The organism is Sphingobium boeckii, assembly GCF_014199215.1.
GTDB lineage: Bacteria > Pseudomonadota > Alphaproteobacteria > Sphingomonadales > Sphingomonadaceae > Sphingobium_A > Sphingobium_A boeckii.
This window is the reverse complement of record NZ_JACIJC010000003.1, coordinates 382,933-398,973: the sequence shown is the minus strand read 5'-3', so window position 1 is coordinate 398,973 and position 16,041 is coordinate 382,933. Positions and strand designations below refer to the sequence as shown.

The following is a 16,041-nucleotide window of genomic DNA, read 5'->3' as shown; positions in this document are numbered from 1 at the left end:
GGCTAAGCTTCACATCGCAGTCCTGATGGGCGGATGGTCCGCCGAGCGCGAAGTCTCGCTGTCCAGCGGCAATGGTGTGGCGGACGCGCTCGAGAGTCTGGGCCATAAGGTCACGCGGATCGATATGGATCGCAACGTGGCGCAGGTGCTGGCGGGCGTGCGCCCCGATGTGGTGTTTAACGCGCTGCACGGCACGCCGGGCGAGGATGGTACGGTGCAGGGGATGCTCGATCTGATGCAGATTCCCTATACGCATTCGGGCCTCGTCACCTCGGTGATCGCGATCGACAAGGAACTGACCAAGCAGGCGCTGGTGCCGCATGGCATCCGGATGCCCGAAGGCACGATCGTGAAGAGCGAGACGCTGTATGACGCCGATCCGCTGCCGCGGCCCTATGTGCTGAAACCGATCAATGAGGGTTCGTCGGTGGGCGTCGCCATCGTGACCGAGAGCGGGAATTACGGCAATCCGATCGGCCGCGACGTGAAAGGTCCGTGGCAGGAATTCGAGACTTTGCTGGCCGAGCCGTTCATTCGCGGACGCGAACTGACCGTGGCGATCATGGGCGGCGATCAAAATGGGGACAGGGCGCTGGCGGTGACTGAACTCAGGCCCAAGAGCGGCTTTTACGATTATGACTCCAAATATACCGATGGCCTGACCGAGCATATCTGCCCCGCCGAAATCCCCGACGATATCGCCGCGGCCGCGATGGACATGGCGCTTGAGGCGCACAAGCTGTTGGGCTGCAAGGGTACGAGCCGTTCCGATTTTCGCTGGGATGACGAGCGCGGCGTGCGCGGGCTTTATCTGCTTGAGGTGAACACCCAGCCGGGTATGACTCCCTTGAGCCTGGTGCCCGAGCAGGCGAAATATTGCGGCATTTCCTATGCCGAATTGTGCGATCGCATCGTGAAGGACGCCCTATGAACAACGCGACGATCAGGCGGGGACAGCCGGGCAAGGCACGCCCCAAGGTGACCGGAAGGCGCAAGGCGCCGGTGAAGCGCAAATCCATGTTTGCCAGCGCCGCGGCCTTGCTGCCGTTTCCGCTGGAAGTGGTGCAGAAAGCGGTCGGCTATGGCGCGGTGGCGCTGGGCATCGGCGTGATCGCGGTGGGCGTCACATTCCTGGGCTTGCCACAGATGGCAGGCGTGGCCGCCGCCGAAATGGTGGGCCGCGCCGGTTTCGAGGTGAAGCGGATCGAAGTGACGGGCATCGACCGCATGGAGCGGATGACGGTCTATGCGATCGCCACCGATCAGCAGAGCATGGCGATGCCGCTGGTCGATCTGGACGATGTGCGCGGGCGCTTGATGGCGCAGCCCTGGATCGCGGAAGCGCGCGTTTCGCGGCGTCTGCCCGATACGCTGCTGGTGGATATCGTGGAGCGCAAGCCCGCGGCGGTGTGGCAGAGCCAACAGCAATTGTCGCTGATCGACGGCAATGGCGTGGTGCTTGAGCCCGTGTCGCCCGACGCCATGCCCAATCTGCCATTGGTGATCGGCCCGCAGGCCAATCTGCAGACCGCGCCGCTCAAGACCCTGCTGAGCGCGGCGCCCGCGCTGGGGCCGATGGTGGCGGGTGCGACCTGGGTGGGCAATCGCCGCTGGGATTTGCGCTTCCAGTCCGGCGAGACGCTGGCGTTGCCCGAAGGCGAGCAGGATGCGCGGGTGGCACTGGTGAAATTCGCGCGGATCGACGGCACGGAACGGCTGCTGGGCCGCGGTTTCGTGCGCTTCGATATGCGCATTCCCGGCAAATTCGTCGTCAAGGTGCCACCGCGCAGCGCGACGACCAAGATCGACACGCCGTCCGATGCGCCAAAGCAGGATGGCCAGGCGGGCAAGATCAAAGATACGGATGCGAACAGCAGCGGGGGCGAAAATGGCACAGGCGAAGGGTGAAGGGCTGATCACGGCCCTCGATATCGGTTCATGGAAGGTCTCCGCGCTGATTGCGGAGAAAACGGAAAGCGGCGAACTCAACGTGCTGGCGACCGGCCAGCGCGAAAGCCAAGGCGTGAAGCGTGGCTATATAGCCGATATGGCGTCCACAGAGCGCGCCGTGCGGGAAGCCGTGGAGCAGGCGGAGCGGATCGCTGGCACCAATATCGAGGATGTGTGGGTCAGTTTCTCGGCCGGCGGCCTGGTGAGCGATATCGCGCCGGTCGAAGTCGAACTGGGCGGTCACCGGATCGAGCAGGAGGATATCAACACGCTGCTGATGTCCGGCCAGCAATCGATTGATCCCGACGGCCGCATGATCCTGCACGCGCAGCCCACCCTCTATACGCTGGATGGCCTGCGTGGCGTGAAACAGCCGCTGGGGCTGTATGCCGACCGGCTGGGCGTGGACATCCACGTCGTCTCTGCGGACGGTTCTCCGGTGCGCAATCTTGATCTGTGCGTGCGCAGCGCTTATCTGAAGGTGAAGTCCATCGTCGCCTCACCCGTGGCGACGGGCATGGCCTGCCTATCCGAAGAAGAGCGCGAACTGGGCGTGGCGCTGGTCGAAATGGGCGCGGGCGTGACCAATGTCTCGCTCTTCTGCGGCGGCCTGCTCGTCGGGCTGATGTCCATCCCCTATGGCGCGGCGGACATTACGGACGATATCGCATCGGCTTTCGGCACGCGACGCAATCATGCCGAGCGGATGAAATGCTTCTACGGCTCGGCCACCGCGACCCCGCGGGACAATCATGACATGATCGAGGTCGCGCCCATTTCTGCCGATGACGACAGCGGCGACTCATCGCGCATCACGCGGGCGCAGCTCATCGCCGTCATCCGTCAGCGGCTCGAGCATCTGATGGGTGAAGTCGCCAAGGCGCTGAAGGATCTGGGCTTCACCGGCCCGGTCGGGCGTCAGGTGGTGCTCACCGGCGGCGGGGCCGAACTGAAGGGCATGGCGGATTACGCGCAAGGCGTCCTGGGGCGCGCCGTCCGCATCGGCAAGCCGCGCGGCCTGATCGGAATGCCCGATGCGCATAGCGGCCCGGGCTTCGCCACATTGGGCGGCCTGGTCCATTATGCGGCCAGCAATCCCACCGATCTTCGCTCCATCGTGCCACAGCACCAGTTGGTGCACCGCGTGAACGGCGGGGGCTTGATTCAGCGCCTTATCAGAGTGATCGGTGATAACTTCTGATGAACAGGATTCACGCCAGCATGGTTTGTTTCGCCCCCACAACCACTAGGGAGTGGGGTGAATGATCATGCAGGCTACAATTTTTTACGCCCAAGTTAACTTTTTTGGTGATTCGGCGAATCGGATAGTGCACAACAAATCAGGGGCTATCGCTTCGCCCGCGTCGAAGCATGGGGAGACAACACAATGAGTATCGAATTCATGCCGCCTGAGGTGGACGAACTTCGGCCTCGCATCAGCGTCATCGGCGTCGGCGGCGCAGGCGGCAACGCGATTGCGAACATGATCGCCAGCCAGGTGCAGGGGGTCGATTTCATCGTCGCCAACACCGATGCGCAGGCATTGAAGGCATCCACGGCGGAGCGCCGCATCCAGCTTGGCCTGCGCATCACGCAGGGGCTTGGTGCCGGATCGCGCCCCGAAATCGGCCGTGCGGCGGCTGACGAGACGCTGGAGCAGATCGAAAAGGCGCTCGAAGGATCGCACATGTGCTTCATCGCGGCCGGCATGGGCGGCGGCACCGGCACCGGTGCGGCTCCCGTCATCGCCAAGGCCGCGCGCGACAAGGGTATCCTGACCGTTGGCGTCGTGACCAAGCCGTTCAGCTTCGAAGGTTCGCGCCGCGCCAAGGCTGCGGAAGCGGGCATCGAGGAACTGCAGAAGCATGTCGATACGCTGATCGTCATCCCCAACCAGAATCTCTTCCTGATCGCCAATGCGAACACGACCTTCAAGGAAGCGTTCCAGATGGCGGATGAAGTGCTGCAGCAGGGCGTGCGTGGCATCACTGATCTGATGGTCATGCCCGGCCTGATCAATCTCGATTTTGCCGACGTTCGCTCCGTCATGGGTGAAATGGGCAAGGCGATGATGGGCACCGGCGAAGCCGAAGGCGATCGTCGTGCGATCGAAGCCGCGGAAAAGGCGATCGCCAATCCGCTGCTCGATGGCGTTTCGATGAAGGGTGCCAAGGGCGTCATCATCTCCATCACCGGCGGCGAAGACATGCGCCTGATGGAAGTCGATGAAGCGGCGAACCACATCAAGGAACTGGTGGACCCGGACGCGAACATCATCTGGGGTTCGGCGTTCAACAACGATCTGGAAGGCCGCATCCGGGTTTCCGTGGTCGCTACGGGCATTGAAGCCGATGTCGCGTCGGCACCCGAACCTGCCCGCGTCTTCGCTTTCCCGACGGCACGTCCTGCGCCTGTCGCCGTGACGCCCGTCACCGAAGCGGCTGCCGATGAAACCCCGGCGCCCGTGCTGGAAGCGCCGGAAGAGATCGCCGCGGAAGGCGACGAGTTGTTGCTCGACACCGGCCGCATCGTGGAAGAGGCTTCGGCTGAAGAAGCGCCGCTTGAACTGAGCGAAGAAGTGAAGGCCGAACCGGTCACGCCGACGTGGTTGGCCGGCACGGCCGATACCGCTGAAGCGGCCCCCGAGGAGCGCGCCCCGCGCGTCTCCACCGGCGGCGGCACATTGTTTGAGCGCATGTCCAACATTGCGCGCGGCAATAAGGCAGACGATGCCGAAGGCCGTTCGGATCCGCTGGATATCCCGCGCTTCCTGAATCAGCAGAACAACCAATAATCGTCGTCCCCGCGGGGACGATCAGAAGAGGCTCCGGCGCAAGTCGGAGCCTTTTTTGGTTTCTGGGGGGAAGCGGGGCGCGATGCGACTCCCCTCCCGGCCTTCCGGGAGGGGTTGGGGGTGGGCCTCCTGCTTTCTCAGAAAAAGGGGGCACCCCCAGCCGGTGCTATTCAGTGTCCCCCTTCACCAAAACAGCTCATTCGGCCTCCCGCCGCACCGCTTCACCGTGGACTGTGCTTGCAATTCATGAAGCCTTCATCGACAGACCTGTCTTGGGGCTGGGTCATTATGAAATCGAGATCATTTCTTTTCCATATGCCGCTGATCGCCGCGGCGATTCTGGCGGCGGGTGCGCCTGCTTCTGCGCAAATCCAGGGCAGTCAGGCCGGGCTGTCGCTGTCTGAAAATCTCATGATATTGGCGGGCGATCCGCGCGATGTCCGTGCGCTGGTCGGGGCCGGCCGGGCCGCGCTGGCGCTGGGCGATGCGGAGGCGGCGATGGGCTTTTTCCAGCGCGCCGAGGCCGTCGATCCCCGCAGCGGGGAGGCCAAGGCCGGGATCGGATCGGTGCTGCTGGCGCAGGAAAAGGCAGGGGATGCGCTCAAGCAGTTCGATGCCGCGGTGAAGCTGGGCGTGCCCGAAGCCACGATCGCCAGCGATCGGGGGCTGGCCTATGATCTGCGCGGCGATCCGCGCCGGGCGCAGCGTGATTATGCACTGGCTGTGCGGCGCGGCAATGATGACGAGGCGGTGCGCCGCTATGCGCTCTCGCTCGGGATTTCGGGGGATCGCGATCAGGCGCTCAAGATGCTCGATCCGTTGCTGCTCAAGCAGGATCGTGCGGCCTGGCGCGCGCGGGCCTTCGTTCTGGCAATGAACGGGGATGTCGGCCCTGCCTATGATATTGTCGCGGTGGTGATGCCCACGGCGGCGCAACCGATGAAGCCCTTTTTCGCCCGGCTTCACAATCTTTCCCCGGCCCAGCGCGCGGCGGCGGTGCATCTGGGGGCGATGCCGCATGATGGGCGCACCGACGGGCGGATCAATGATGCGCTCGATGGCGGCAGGATCGCCAGTAACAGCGGCGTCCTGATGCCTGCAGGTGATCCGCTGGCGTCGCTGCGCGCAGAAACAGCGCCGGAGCCGGTCAAGGTGGCGGCCAAGGTTTCTAAGGAGCCGCGTCGGAGACCCGGGCAGCCGGCGGTGGATCAGATCAAACCAGTGCAGATCGCACAGGTCGCGCCAAAGCCGGTGGCCACCCCACCGGTCGCCAAAATTATACCCAAGAAGGCCACTGTCAGCCAGCCGCCCGTCGTGAGGATCGCCATGGCCGATGTGCCGCCGCTGGCGCGTGCGCAGATGGAGAAGCCGTCCAATCCGGCGCTTGATGCGGTGGTCGCCAAAAATCAGGCGGTGGGAGCCGGCGTTGCGGGTGTCCCTGTGAACCGGCCCGTTGAACCGGTTTCACCCGGAACCGAAGCCGTGAGACGCGCCCCTGCGGCGGAGCCGGGCTTTGCATCGCTGCAGCCGGGCGATTTCGATCTGCCCGCTGGCTCCGCGATCGTGAAGTCGGCTGAAACGCCACCATCGACGGCGATCAAGGCTGAGGATGTCACGTTGGCGCAGATCGTCGCCGGGCTGAAGGTGGAGCCTGTGGCGGCTGTGCCCTTGCCCGAGCCGGCACCCGCCAGGGCCGTGGAGATCGCGAAGCCGCCCGCGCCCAAGCCAGCGGCGATTCCGCCGGCCAAGCCGAAGCCCGATAGCGTAAAGCCCAGCGAAAAGGCGAAGCCGGACGCCAAGGCGGCGGCTGTGAAGCCGGGTGACAAGAAAGCGGCGGCAAACGGCAAGATCGATCCCAAGAAAAAAGCCGATGCCAAGAAATCCGAGCCCAAGAAGCCGGATCCGCTCAAACTGCATCCCGCGCGCGTCTGGGCGCAGATCGCGACGGGCGCGAACGCGCGGGCGCTGGCGACCGATTATGGCAAGTTCGCCAGGAAGAGCCCCGATGCGTTCAAGGGGATGCAGGGCTGGAGCGTGCCGTTCAAGGGCACGCGGCGCTTGCTGGTGGGGCCGTTTCCTTCCGGCAAGAAGGCGCAGGATTTCCTGAAGAAGGCCGGTATCACCGGATTTCCGTTCGAAAGCCCCGCGGGGATGGAGATCGAGAAGCTTTCCGCCAAATGAGGGAGATGGCTGCTTACGCCTGTGATCCGGGCAAAAGCCGGGGGCGGCTGCATGAGGAAGGCGATGCCGTGCGCGGTCCGCGGGATGCGTTCCAGCGCGATCGGGATCGGATCATCCATTCCATCTCCTTCCGCCGTCTGCGCCACAAGACCCAAGTGTTCATCGCGCCCGATGGCGATCATTTTCGCGTGCGGCTCACCCATAGTCTCGAGGTGGCGCAGATCGGGCGCACCATCGCGCGCGCGCTCGGCCTGAACGAGGATCTGACCGAAGCGCTGTGTCTGGCGCACGATATCGGGCATCCGCCCTTTGGCCATGCCGGGGAGGATGCGCTGGAGGCCGCGATGGCGGGCGCGGGGGGCTTCGATCACAATGCGCATACACTGCGCACGCTGATGCTGCTGGAAACGCCTTATCCGCATTGGGATGGGCTGAACCTGACGTGGGAAATGCTGGAGGGACTGGCCAAACACAATGGCCCGATCCATCAGCCCGGCTGGGCGATGCAGGCGGCCGATGCGCTGCGGCCGCTCGATCTGGAAAGCTGGCCCTCGCTGGAGGCGCAGGTGGCGGCGCTGGCCGACGATATCGCCTATGACAATCACGATATCGACGATGGTGTGCGCGCCGGGCTGCTGTCTATGGAACAGTTGCTCGAAGTCCCGCTGGTCGCCGATGGCTGGCGCGCGGTGACCGCGCGGTGCGCCGGCGTGACCTTGCAGCGGCAGCGTTCGGAATTGATCCGGTCGCAAATCGGCGTGATGGTCAACGATCTGATCGCGGAGACGCGGCGGCGGATCGCGGCGTCGGGCGTGCGCTCCGTGGAGGATGTGCGGGCGGCGGGGCAGGCCTTGTGCGGCTTTTCACCGGCCATGCGCGATGCGGAGCGCGATCTGAAGGCTTTCATGTACGCCAATCTCTATCATCACCAGAGCCAGCTCGATGCGGCGGCGGGCGCGCGCACGGTGGTCGCGGGGCTGTTTGACGCTTATCACGGCGATGATCGGGGGATGCCGGAAAGCTGGCGCGCGTCCATGCCGGCGAGTGAACCGGATCGCAGCCGGCATATCGCCGATTTCATCGCGGGGATGACGGATCGCTACGCCATCGCGCGCTTTCGCGAAATGGGCGGACAGGTGGATCTGCCTGAGGGATTTTGAATCAAAGCAATGGCAGGATAGGCTCTGACGCGAAAAAGGCCGCCATGCCTGCGCATGACGGCCTTTTCGAAATCCGGTGTGCGTCAGCTTAGTCGGCTGCGGCAACCTGGCCGTCACGGACGACCGACTTGACCTGGCTCAGCTTGAACGCAACGGCCGAACCGCTGGACGTGCCGCGGACCATGCCGTTCGCAACGATCAGACGGAAGCTCTCGCCGCCGGGGTAAGACCGGCCGCTGATCACCTTGCCGCCGCTTTTCGCTTCGGTGTGATAGACGTAGGTGGTGCCTTCATGCTCGAACGACTTTTCAGCAGCCTTCTCAGCGAAAGCAGGAGCGGAAACGCCAAGAGCGGCGATGATGGCAATGGACAGCATTCTCATGGATAATCTCCCTATGTGAATGCCGATCAGGGTTCCCCAGGATGAATTTGTTATATGCCATTCTTATGTTGCGGTGCGGCATATTGCGCAATCGCAAGGATTGCATCGATGGTTGCAATAATTGCAACTACAAAGGAGATACGCAGTGATCATTGGCATTATCGGCGGAAATGGTCTCATTGGTAACCAGTTAATTACTGGATTTTTGCAATGCGGCATCGCGGTAGATGCTTTGTTGCGCCGCAGCGTAATTCCTGAGACATCCGGTCTGAGGCAGCATATCGCGCCGCCCGAAAGCTGGCCCGCGCTGGTGGAGGACATAAAGCCGGACGTTGCGATTTCGGCGCTGGGCACCACGATCAAGCAGGCCGGATCGCAGGCCGCGTTCGAATCGGTCGATCTCGATATGGTGATGGCCTTCGCCCGCGCGGCGCGCTCGGCAGGGGCGCGGCAGATGATATTGGTGTCGTCGGTCGGTGCGGATCCGGCTGCATCCAATTTCTATCTGCGCACCAAGGGGCGGGTGGAAGCGGGATTGCGCGCATTGGCGTTCGATCGGCTCGATATCGTCCGCCCCGGCCTGTTGCTGGGGGATCGCCCGGGTCCGCCGCGAGTGGGAGAGCGGATCGCGACCCTCTTCAGCCCGGTTCTCGATCTGGTCCTGCGCGGTTCGCTGGATCGCTATGCTGCCATCCATGCCGATATCGTGGGCGCGGCCATGGTGAAGCTGGCCGGGCAAACTGCACCCGGCGTGTTCGTGCATGAAAACCGGGCGCTCAGACGCCTGGCGGATGTTTCCGGGGCGTGACCCGCGCGTAGAAGTCCGCTATTGGCGCGCTTCATTTTGTCGAAAGCCCATTGTGTGACCCTTTACGCCCGTTTTGCCGCGCATATCGATGCCGTGCTCGATAGCCTTGTTGCCGCCGGAGACTTGCCCGAGGGGCTGGAGCGCCGCAATGTGACCGTGGAGCCGCCGCGGGATCCATCCCATGGCGATCTCTCGACCAATGCGGCCATGGTGCTCGCCAAGCCCGCGGGTACCAACCCGCGCGCGCTGGCCGAAAAGATCGCCGCCGGGCTGGGCGCGATCGACGAGGTGGTATCCGCAGAGATTGCGGGACCGGGCTTCATCAATCTGCGGCTGGCCGAGAGCGCATGGCGCGGCGAGCTTCAGGCCATTGCCGATGCAGCGGGCGATTATGGCCGTTCGGATCAGGGCCGGGGCATCACCGTCAATATCGAATATGTCTCCGCCAATCCCACGGGGCCGATGCACATGGGCCATTGCCGTGGTGCGGTGGTGGGCGATGCGCTGGCGAGCCTGCTCGAATATGCGGGCAATACGGTGATCCGCGAATATTATGTGAATGATGCGGGCGGGCAGGTCGATGTGCTCGGGCGTTCGGCGCATGTGCGGTATCGCGAAGCGCTGGGCGAAGCGGTGGGCGAGATCCCCGAGGGTCTGTATCCGGGCGATTATCTGGTGCCGGTTGGCCAGGCGCTGGCTCAGGAGTTTGGCGACACCTACGTTGCCGCGCCTGAAGGCGAATGGCTGGCGCTGTTCCGCACCCGTGCGGTTGCGGCGATGATCGTGATGATCAAGGACGATCTGGCGCTGCTGGGCATCCATCATGATCTGTTTTCGTCGGAAGCCGAATTGCAGGCGGCGGGAAAGCCCGAGGCGGCGGAGGCCGAATTGCGGTCGCGCGATCTGGTCTATGATGGCGTGCTTGAGCGGCCCAAGGGCCAGACTGTGGAAGATTGGGAGCCGGTGGAACTCCCGCTGTTCCGCTCGACTCAATTTGGCGACGATCAGGATCGTCCGATCAGAAAGTCCGATGGCCATTGGACTTATTTCGGCGCGGATTTGGCCTATCATTATCAGAAAGCCCAGAACGCCGACGAATTGATCGACATCTGGGGTGCGGATCATGCCGGCACGGTGAAGCGCATCCAGGCGGCTGTGGCCGCGCTGACCCATGGCAAGACGCGCTTCGATGTGAAATTGGTGCAGATGGTACGCCTGCTGCGCGATGGCGAGCCCGTGAAAATGTCCAAGCGGTCGGGCAATTTCGTCACGCTGGCCGATGTGGTGGAGGAAGTGGGCAAGGATGTCGTGCGCTTCACCATGCTCACCCGCAAGGCCGATGCGCAGATGGATTTCGATTTCGCCAAGGTGGTGGAGGCGTCGAAGGACAATCCGGTCTTCTACGTCCAATATGCCCATGCGCGCATCCGTTCGGTCAATCGCAAGGCGGCCGAGGCTGGCATCGTGTGCGGTGCGGTGGACCTGTCGCTGCTTGACGCCGAGGATCTCGCGGTGGTGAAGCTGGCCGCGCAATTCCCGCGCATCGTGGAAGCGGCGGCGCTCAGCCGCGAGCCGCATCGCGTGGCCTTTTATCTGGGTGATCTCGCTGCGGCCTTCCATGCGCTGTGGAATTTGGGCAATGATAGGCCCGAACGGCGTTTCCTGCTGGCAAACGACGCCCCGACAACCTGCGCACGGCTTTTTCTTGCCAATGCGATCGGGCAGATTATCGTTAACGGATTGGCCATTATGGGGGTGGCCGCCGTCGAGGAGATGCAGTGATGACGGATGTGGATCGCGACGGACTGAATTTGCGTGATGAGGATCGCCTGCCCTGGCTGGAGGCCGTGGAGGATGAAGATCCCGAAAGCGGCATCAATTCGGGTAAGCTCATCGGCGGGCTGATCATCGCCCTGATCCTGCTCGGCCTTGTCGTCGGCGGGGCTTATTGGCTCAAGAATCGCGGCAGCAGCACCGAAGGGGATGGCGCCGTGATCGCTGCGCCTGCGGGTGACTATAAGGTGAAGCCCGACGATGCCGGCGGCATGAAGGTGGAAGGGCAGGGCGACGCCGCCTTTGCCACCAGCGACGGCGCGGAAGGCGGCGCGCAGATCGACACCAATGCGCTGCCCGAAGCACCCGTGGCCGTCACCAAGCCAGCCCCCGTGGTCGCCAAGCCGGTGACGCCGCCCGCGGCAGCCGTCAGCACCAAGGTGGCCGATGCTGGCAAGCTGGCTGCGCCCGTCGCAACCCGGCCCGTTGCCGCGCCCGTGGCGTCCGGCGCGCGCGGCAGTCAGGTGCAGTTTGGTGCCTTTGGGACGGAGGCCAAGGCCAATCAGGTCTGGGCCAATCTCACCAAGCGCTTCAACTATCTTGCGCCTTTTTCCAAGATTGTTGTTCCCGTTCCCGGCGCAAGCGGCACCGTCTATCGCTTGCGCACCGATGCCGGATCAGGCGCGGCGGCTTCGGCGCTTTGCGGCAAGCTGAAGGCGGCGGGCGAAACCTGTCTCGTCCAATAAGCGGGGCACACGCGCGATGAAGCCGGTCATCTTCGGCCTTTCCGGCCTGACGCTGACCGTGGACGAGCGTGCGCTGTTTGCGGCGGCACGGCCGGCGGGCTATATCCTGTTCAAGCGCAACGTCGGCGATCCGGATCAGCTCCGTGCGCTGACGGACTCATTACGCGCGCTGGACGGCCGCCAAAATCTGCCGATCCTGATCGATCAGGAAGGCGGTCGTGTCGCGCGGATGCAGCCGCCGTTCTGGCCCGCCTTCCCGCCGGCGGGTGCCCCCTTCGGGGCGCTTTATGATGTCGCGCCGGCGTCGGCGATCGAGGCGGCGCGCGCCAATGCGGAGGCGATTGCGATCACGCTCCGGCAAGCGGGCGTCACGGTGGATTGCCTGCCGTTGCTGGATGTGCGTCAGCCCGGCGCGAATGACATCATCGGGGACCGCGCCTTTGGCACGGATCCGATGCGCGTCGCGGCGCTGGGCCGCGCGGTGCTGGATGGATTGAAGCGGGGCGGCTGCGTCGGCGTGGTGAAGCATATGCCCGGTCATGGCCGCGCGATGGCGGACAGCCATCTGGAATTGCCCGTTGTCACCGCGTCTGACGCGGAGCTGGAAAGCGATCTCGCGCCGTTCAAGACCTTGAAGACTGCGCCGATGGGGATGACCGCGCATGTGGTCTACACCGCGTGGGACAAGGACCGCCCCGCCAGCCTCTCCCCGCGCGTGATCGAGGAGATCATTCGCGGGCGGATCGGCTTTGACGGATTCTTGATGTCCGACGATATCGACATGAAGGCGCTCTCCGGCACGCCGGCCGAAAAGGCCGCGGGCGTGGTCGCGGCAGGCTGTGATGCGGCGCTGGATTGCTGGGGCCGGTTTGACGAGATGGCCCAGATCGCGGAGGCGCTGGACGATATGAGCGCGGTGTCGCTGGCAAGGCTGGAGCGGGCGATGGCCGGGGTGACGGACGAGAGGCCACCGGGCGATTATGCGGCACTGGCCGGCAAGCGAGATGCTTTGCTGGGTTATGCGTGACCCCGTGTCACCGCCTGTCCCGAGCGAAGTCGAGGGACGTCTGTCCCCTGCACCACGTCCCTCGACTTCGCTCGGGACAAACGGATTCATTTTAGCGCATGTGTAGTCTCGACTCGTCCCGGCAGCGGTGCATAAACGGCCCATGATCCAGCAGGACGCGCTTTTCGAAGATTCCCCCGAATGGGGTGGCGATACGCTGACGCTCAACCTGGATGGGTGGGAGGGGCCGCTCGATCTGCTGCTGTCGCTCGCGCGCGTGCAGAAGGTGGATCTGCGCGAAATCTCGATCTTGGCGCTGGTCGAGCAATATCTGAATTTCCTGAATGAAGCCAAGGCTTTGAAGCTGGAGATTGCGGCGGATTATCTGGTGATGGCGGCCTGGCTGGCCTATCTCAAATCCTGCCTGTTGCTGCCGCGCGACGAGACGGTGGATCCCAGTCCCGAGGAACTGGCGCTGAGACTCCAGCTTCGGCTGCAACGGCTGAACGCCATGCGCGAGGCGGGGGCGCGGCTGATGGGGCGGGACCGGCTGGGCCGCGACGTCTTCCCGCGTGGTGAACCGGAAGGGTTGCGGACGGTGCGCAAGAGCCTGTGGCAGGCCGATCTCTTCGCGCTGATCTCCGCTTATGGCCAGATCAAGGCGCGCACGGCACCGGCCTATCACCATGTCTCGCGCCGTCCCGTCATGACGCTGGACGCCGCGCTCCAACGCGTGGAGCGGTTGATCGGCGAGATGATCGACTGGGCGGAGATCGGCCGATTTCTGCCCGAGGGGCTGGAAGGCCCGCTGCACCGTTCGGCGCTCGCCTCCAGCTTCGTCGCGGCGCTTGAACTGGCGCGGCAGGGAAAGGTGCATCTGAAACAGAATGACGCTTTCGCGCCGCTCTATCTGAGGGCCACCGCATGAACCCGCCCGATGATCTGGCCCGCGCCGTCGAGGCGGCCTTGTTCGCCGCCGAGGAACCGCTGGCCCTGAACGAACTGCGCGCGCATATCGGCGCGGACGCGGATGTGAAGCGCGCGCTGGAGACTCTGCGGCAGGATTATGCCGGGCGCGGTGTGGAACTGGTGGAGCGGGGCGGGCGCTGGCTGTTCCAGACCGCACCCGATCTGGCGCATATCCTGCGGCGCGAGCGCGAAGAGCCCAAAAAGCTGAGTCGCGCGGGCATAGAGACTCTGGCGATCATCGCCTATCACGAGCCCGTGAGCCGCGCGGAGATCGAGGCGATCCGCGGCGTGCAGATTTCCAAGGGCACGCTGGACGTTTTGATGGAGGCCGGATGGGTGCGCCCGGCGGGCCGCCGCGAAGTGCCGGGACGACCGCTCATCTATGCCACGACCCCTGATTTCCTGGCGCATTTCGGGTTGGAGAGCCGCAAGGATCTGCCGGGCATTGACGATCTGCGTGCGGCAGGTCTGCTGGATCCGATCGATATCGCCATGCTCGATTTGGATACGGAGCAAGCCGAACTGGAAAGCGCCGGCGATAGCGACTAGATAGAGTTTATGATTGTCATCATTCTTGCACGATCCTGCCCCAAAGCGCCCGCTTCGCTTTCGCGCATGTCCTGCATCGAGGAGAAATTAAATGGGTAGTCTGAGCATCTGGCATTGGCTGATCGTCGGCATCATCGTGATGCTGCTGTTCGGGAAAGGCCGCTTTTCCGACATGATGGGCGATGTCGCCAAGGGCATAAAGAGCTTCAAGAAGGGCATGGCCGAGGAAGAGGAATCGCCCAAGCCGATCGTCGCGCCGCGCATCGAAGGCCAGCGGACGGCGGATCCGGTGGTCGATCCAGCGCCCGTGAGCAAGGACGTCAATTAAGCGACGCGCCCCGGTCCGTTCAGGCTGAACCTGTCGAAGCCCTTATCTTTCTTCACTTGGGAAAGAAAAAGGGAAGCCCTTCGGCAAGTTCAGGGTAACGGTGCTTCACCTCACGGCTTTTAAGGGTCGCCGACCTGTATGTTCGATATTGCCCCTACCGAATTGCTGCTGTGCGCGGTCGTCGCCCTGCTGGTGATCGGCCCCAAGGATCTTCCTAAGGCGATGCGCGTGGTGGGCCATTGGGTCGGCCGGGCGCGCGGCGTGGCGCGGCATTTTCGCGCCGGTTTCGATACGATGGTGCGCGAAGCCGAGCTTGAGGAAATGGAAAAGAAGTGGCGCGAGGAAAATGCGCGCATCATGAGCGAACATCCCGCTGATCCCCCCGCGGATACAATTGCCGATCCTGCGCCCGATCTGGTGGTGGTGCCTGAACCCGTGGAGGACGCGATCGCCCCGATCCCATCCGAACCTGTCGTGATGGCCGCGACAGCGGCATCGGCCCCCGCGGCCCCGGATGCGCCGGCCATGTTGCCCATGCCGCTCCCCGAGGGCGCGCCCAAGCCAAAGCGGACGAAAAAGGCATGAGCGAAGAGATTGACGACAGCCGCGCGCCTTTGCTCGATCATCTGATCGAGCTGCGTCGCCGGATGCTCTGGGCCGTGAGCGCGCTGCTCGTGGCGTTTCTGGTCTGCTTTTATTTTGCATCCCCGATCTTTTCCTTCCTGGTGCAGCCGCTGGTGCAGGCCGGGCAGGGCAAGATCATCTACACCCAGGTATTCGAGGCGTTTTTCGTTCAGGTGAAGGTGGCGCTGTTCGCGGCTGCGATGATCGCCTTTCCCGTGATCGCCACGCAAATCTGGCTGTTCGTGGCGCCTGGCCTGTATCGCAAGGAAAAGCGGGCACTGCTGCCCTTCCTGTTTGCCACGCCGATCCTGTTCATCGCAGGCGCGTCTCTGGCCTATTATTTCGCCATCCCGATGGCCCTTAAATTCCTGCTCAGCTATCAGGGCGATCTGGGCGGGATCGAGCAGGAAGCGCTGCCTGCGGTCGGCAATTATCTGTCCTTCACGATGCAGTTCATCATGGCTTTCGGCGTCGCTTTCCTGATGCCGGTTTTGATCATGCTGCTGGAGCGCGCCGGAATCGTCACCCGCACCCAGTTGATCGGGCTGCGGCGCTATATGGTGGTGGTTGCGTTCGTGATCGCGGCGATCTTCACGCCGCCTGATGTCGTCTCCCAGCTTATGCTCGCGATCCCGCTGGTGCTGCTCTATGAGCTCACGCTGGTAACGATCTGGATCACCGAGAAGCGGCGCGCCAAGGCTTCGGCTTCGGAATCCACCGCAATCACGCCATCGACCGACGCATAGAAAAGCCCGCCTCTCCGGGGAGAGA

16 protein-coding genes are annotated in these 16,041 nt (G+C 63.7%); 15 read left to right on the top strand and 1 reads right to left on the bottom strand.

Features of this window, described 5'->3' with window-relative positions:
• Window positions 1-25: 25 nt before the first annotated feature.
• The 6 genes from FHS49_RS10325 to FHS49_RS10300 all read left to right on the top strand — a co-directional run bounded on the left by FHS49_RS10325 (window position 26) and on the right by FHS49_RS10300 (window position 8,085).
• Window positions 26-931: a D-alanine--D-alanine ligase gene (locus tag FHS49_RS10325; protein ID WP_246350568.1), complete on the top strand. Its 906-nt coding sequence runs from the start codon at window positions 26-28 to the stop codon at window positions 929-931.
• Window positions 928-1,908 carry a cell division protein FtsQ/DivIB gene (locus tag FHS49_RS10320; protein WP_184018087.1) on the top strand — a complete coding sequence of 327 codons (981 nt, stop codon included), beginning with the start codon at window positions 928-930 and terminating at the stop codon, window positions 1,906-1,908. The genes FHS49_RS10325 and FHS49_RS10320 overlap by 4 nt, the downstream gene beginning before the upstream one ends.
• Window positions 1,889-3,151 carry a cell division protein FtsA gene (gene ftsA / locus FHS49_RS10315; protein WP_184018085.1) on the top strand — a complete coding sequence of 421 codons (1,263 nt, stop codon included), beginning with the start codon at window positions 1,889-1,891 and terminating at the stop codon, window positions 3,149-3,151. The genes FHS49_RS10320 and ftsA overlap by 20 nt, the downstream gene beginning before the upstream one ends.
• A 186-nt stretch (window positions 3,152-3,337) precedes the next feature.
• Complete coding sequence (ftsZ, locus tag FHS49_RS10310) at window positions 3,338-4,744, top strand: cell division protein FtsZ (RefSeq protein ID WP_184018083.1); 1,407 nt, start codon at window positions 3,338-3,340, stop codon at window positions 4,742-4,744.
• A gap of 315 nt (window positions 4,745-5,059) precedes the next feature.
• Complete coding sequence (locus FHS49_RS10305; protein WP_184018081.1) at window positions 5,060-6,925, top strand: tetratricopeptide repeat protein; 1,866 nt, start codon at window positions 5,060-5,062, stop codon at window positions 6,923-6,925.
• Window positions 6,922-8,085 (top strand): deoxyguanosinetriphosphate triphosphohydrolase, encoded by a 1,164-nt coding sequence (locus FHS49_RS10300; protein WP_184018080.1) that lies wholly within the window; start codon window positions 6,922-6,924, stop codon window positions 8,083-8,085. The genes FHS49_RS10305 and FHS49_RS10300 overlap by 4 nt, the downstream gene beginning before the upstream one ends.
• 88 nt (window positions 8,086-8,173) lie before the next feature.
• Here the strand turns inward: FHS49_RS10300 and FHS49_RS10295 are convergent, their stop codons facing one another.
• A complete protein-coding gene (locus FHS49_RS10295; protein WP_184018078.1) occupies window positions 8,174-8,467 on the bottom strand; it encodes a hypothetical protein in 294 nt (97 codons plus the stop codon).
• Between the two features lie 145 nt (window positions 8,468-8,612).
• On the opposite strand from FHS49_RS10295, the gene FHS49_RS10290 reads away from it, so the two are divergent.
• The 9 genes from FHS49_RS10290 (at window position 8,613) to tatC (ending at window position 16,016) form a co-directional block, all read left to right on the top strand.
• The gene (locus FHS49_RS10290) at window positions 8,613-9,275 is read left to right on the top strand and encodes an NAD-dependent epimerase/dehydratase family protein (protein ID WP_343052957.1); all 663 of its coding nucleotides are present in this window, start codon (window positions 8,613-8,615) and stop codon (window positions 9,273-9,275) included.
• A 54-nt stretch (window positions 9,276-9,329) separates the two neighbouring features.
• On the top strand, window positions 9,330-11,057 hold the full coding sequence (argS, locus tag FHS49_RS10285) for an arginine--tRNA ligase (RefSeq protein WP_184018074.1): 1,728 nt from the start codon (window positions 9,330-9,332) through the stop codon (window positions 11,055-11,057).
• A complete protein-coding gene (locus FHS49_RS10280; protein ID WP_184018072.1) occupies window positions 11,057-11,794 on the top strand; it encodes an SPOR domain-containing protein in 738 nt (245 codons plus the stop codon). Before argS ends, FHS49_RS10280 begins: the two co-directional genes overlap by 1 nt.
• A gap of 16 nt (window positions 11,795-11,810) precedes the next feature.
• Complete coding sequence (gene nagZ, locus FHS49_RS10275; RefSeq protein ID WP_184018070.1) at window positions 11,811-12,821, top strand: beta-N-acetylhexosaminidase; 1,011 nt, start codon at window positions 11,811-11,813, stop codon at window positions 12,819-12,821.
• 142 nt (window positions 12,822-12,963) lie between these two features.
• A complete protein-coding gene (locus FHS49_RS10270) occupies window positions 12,964-13,728 on the top strand; it encodes a segregation and condensation protein A (protein WP_184018068.1) in 765 nt (254 codons plus the stop codon).
• Window positions 13,725-14,318 (top strand): SMC-Scp complex subunit ScpB, encoded by a 594-nt coding sequence (gene scpB, locus FHS49_RS10265; protein WP_184018066.1) that lies wholly within the window; start codon window positions 13,725-13,727, stop codon window positions 14,316-14,318. The genes FHS49_RS10270 and scpB overlap by 4 nt, the downstream gene beginning before the upstream one ends.
• A gap of 91 nt (window positions 14,319-14,409) precedes the next feature.
• The gene (locus FHS49_RS10260) at window positions 14,410-14,646 is read left to right on the top strand and encodes a twin-arginine translocase TatA/TatE family subunit (RefSeq protein WP_184018064.1); all 237 of its coding nucleotides are present in this window, start codon (window positions 14,410-14,412) and stop codon (window positions 14,644-14,646) included.
• 138 nt (window positions 14,647-14,784) lie between these two features.
• Window positions 14,785-15,231: a Sec-independent protein translocase protein TatB gene (gene tatB / locus FHS49_RS10255; RefSeq protein WP_184018062.1), complete on the top strand. Its 447-nt coding sequence runs from the start codon at window positions 14,785-14,787 to the stop codon at window positions 15,229-15,231.
• Window positions 15,228-16,016: a twin-arginine translocase subunit TatC gene (gene tatC, locus FHS49_RS10250; protein WP_184018060.1), complete on the top strand. Its 789-nt coding sequence runs from the start codon at window positions 15,228-15,230 to the stop codon at window positions 16,014-16,016. Before tatB ends, tatC begins: the two co-directional genes overlap by 4 nt.
• Window positions 16,017-16,041: the final 25 nt, after the last annotated feature.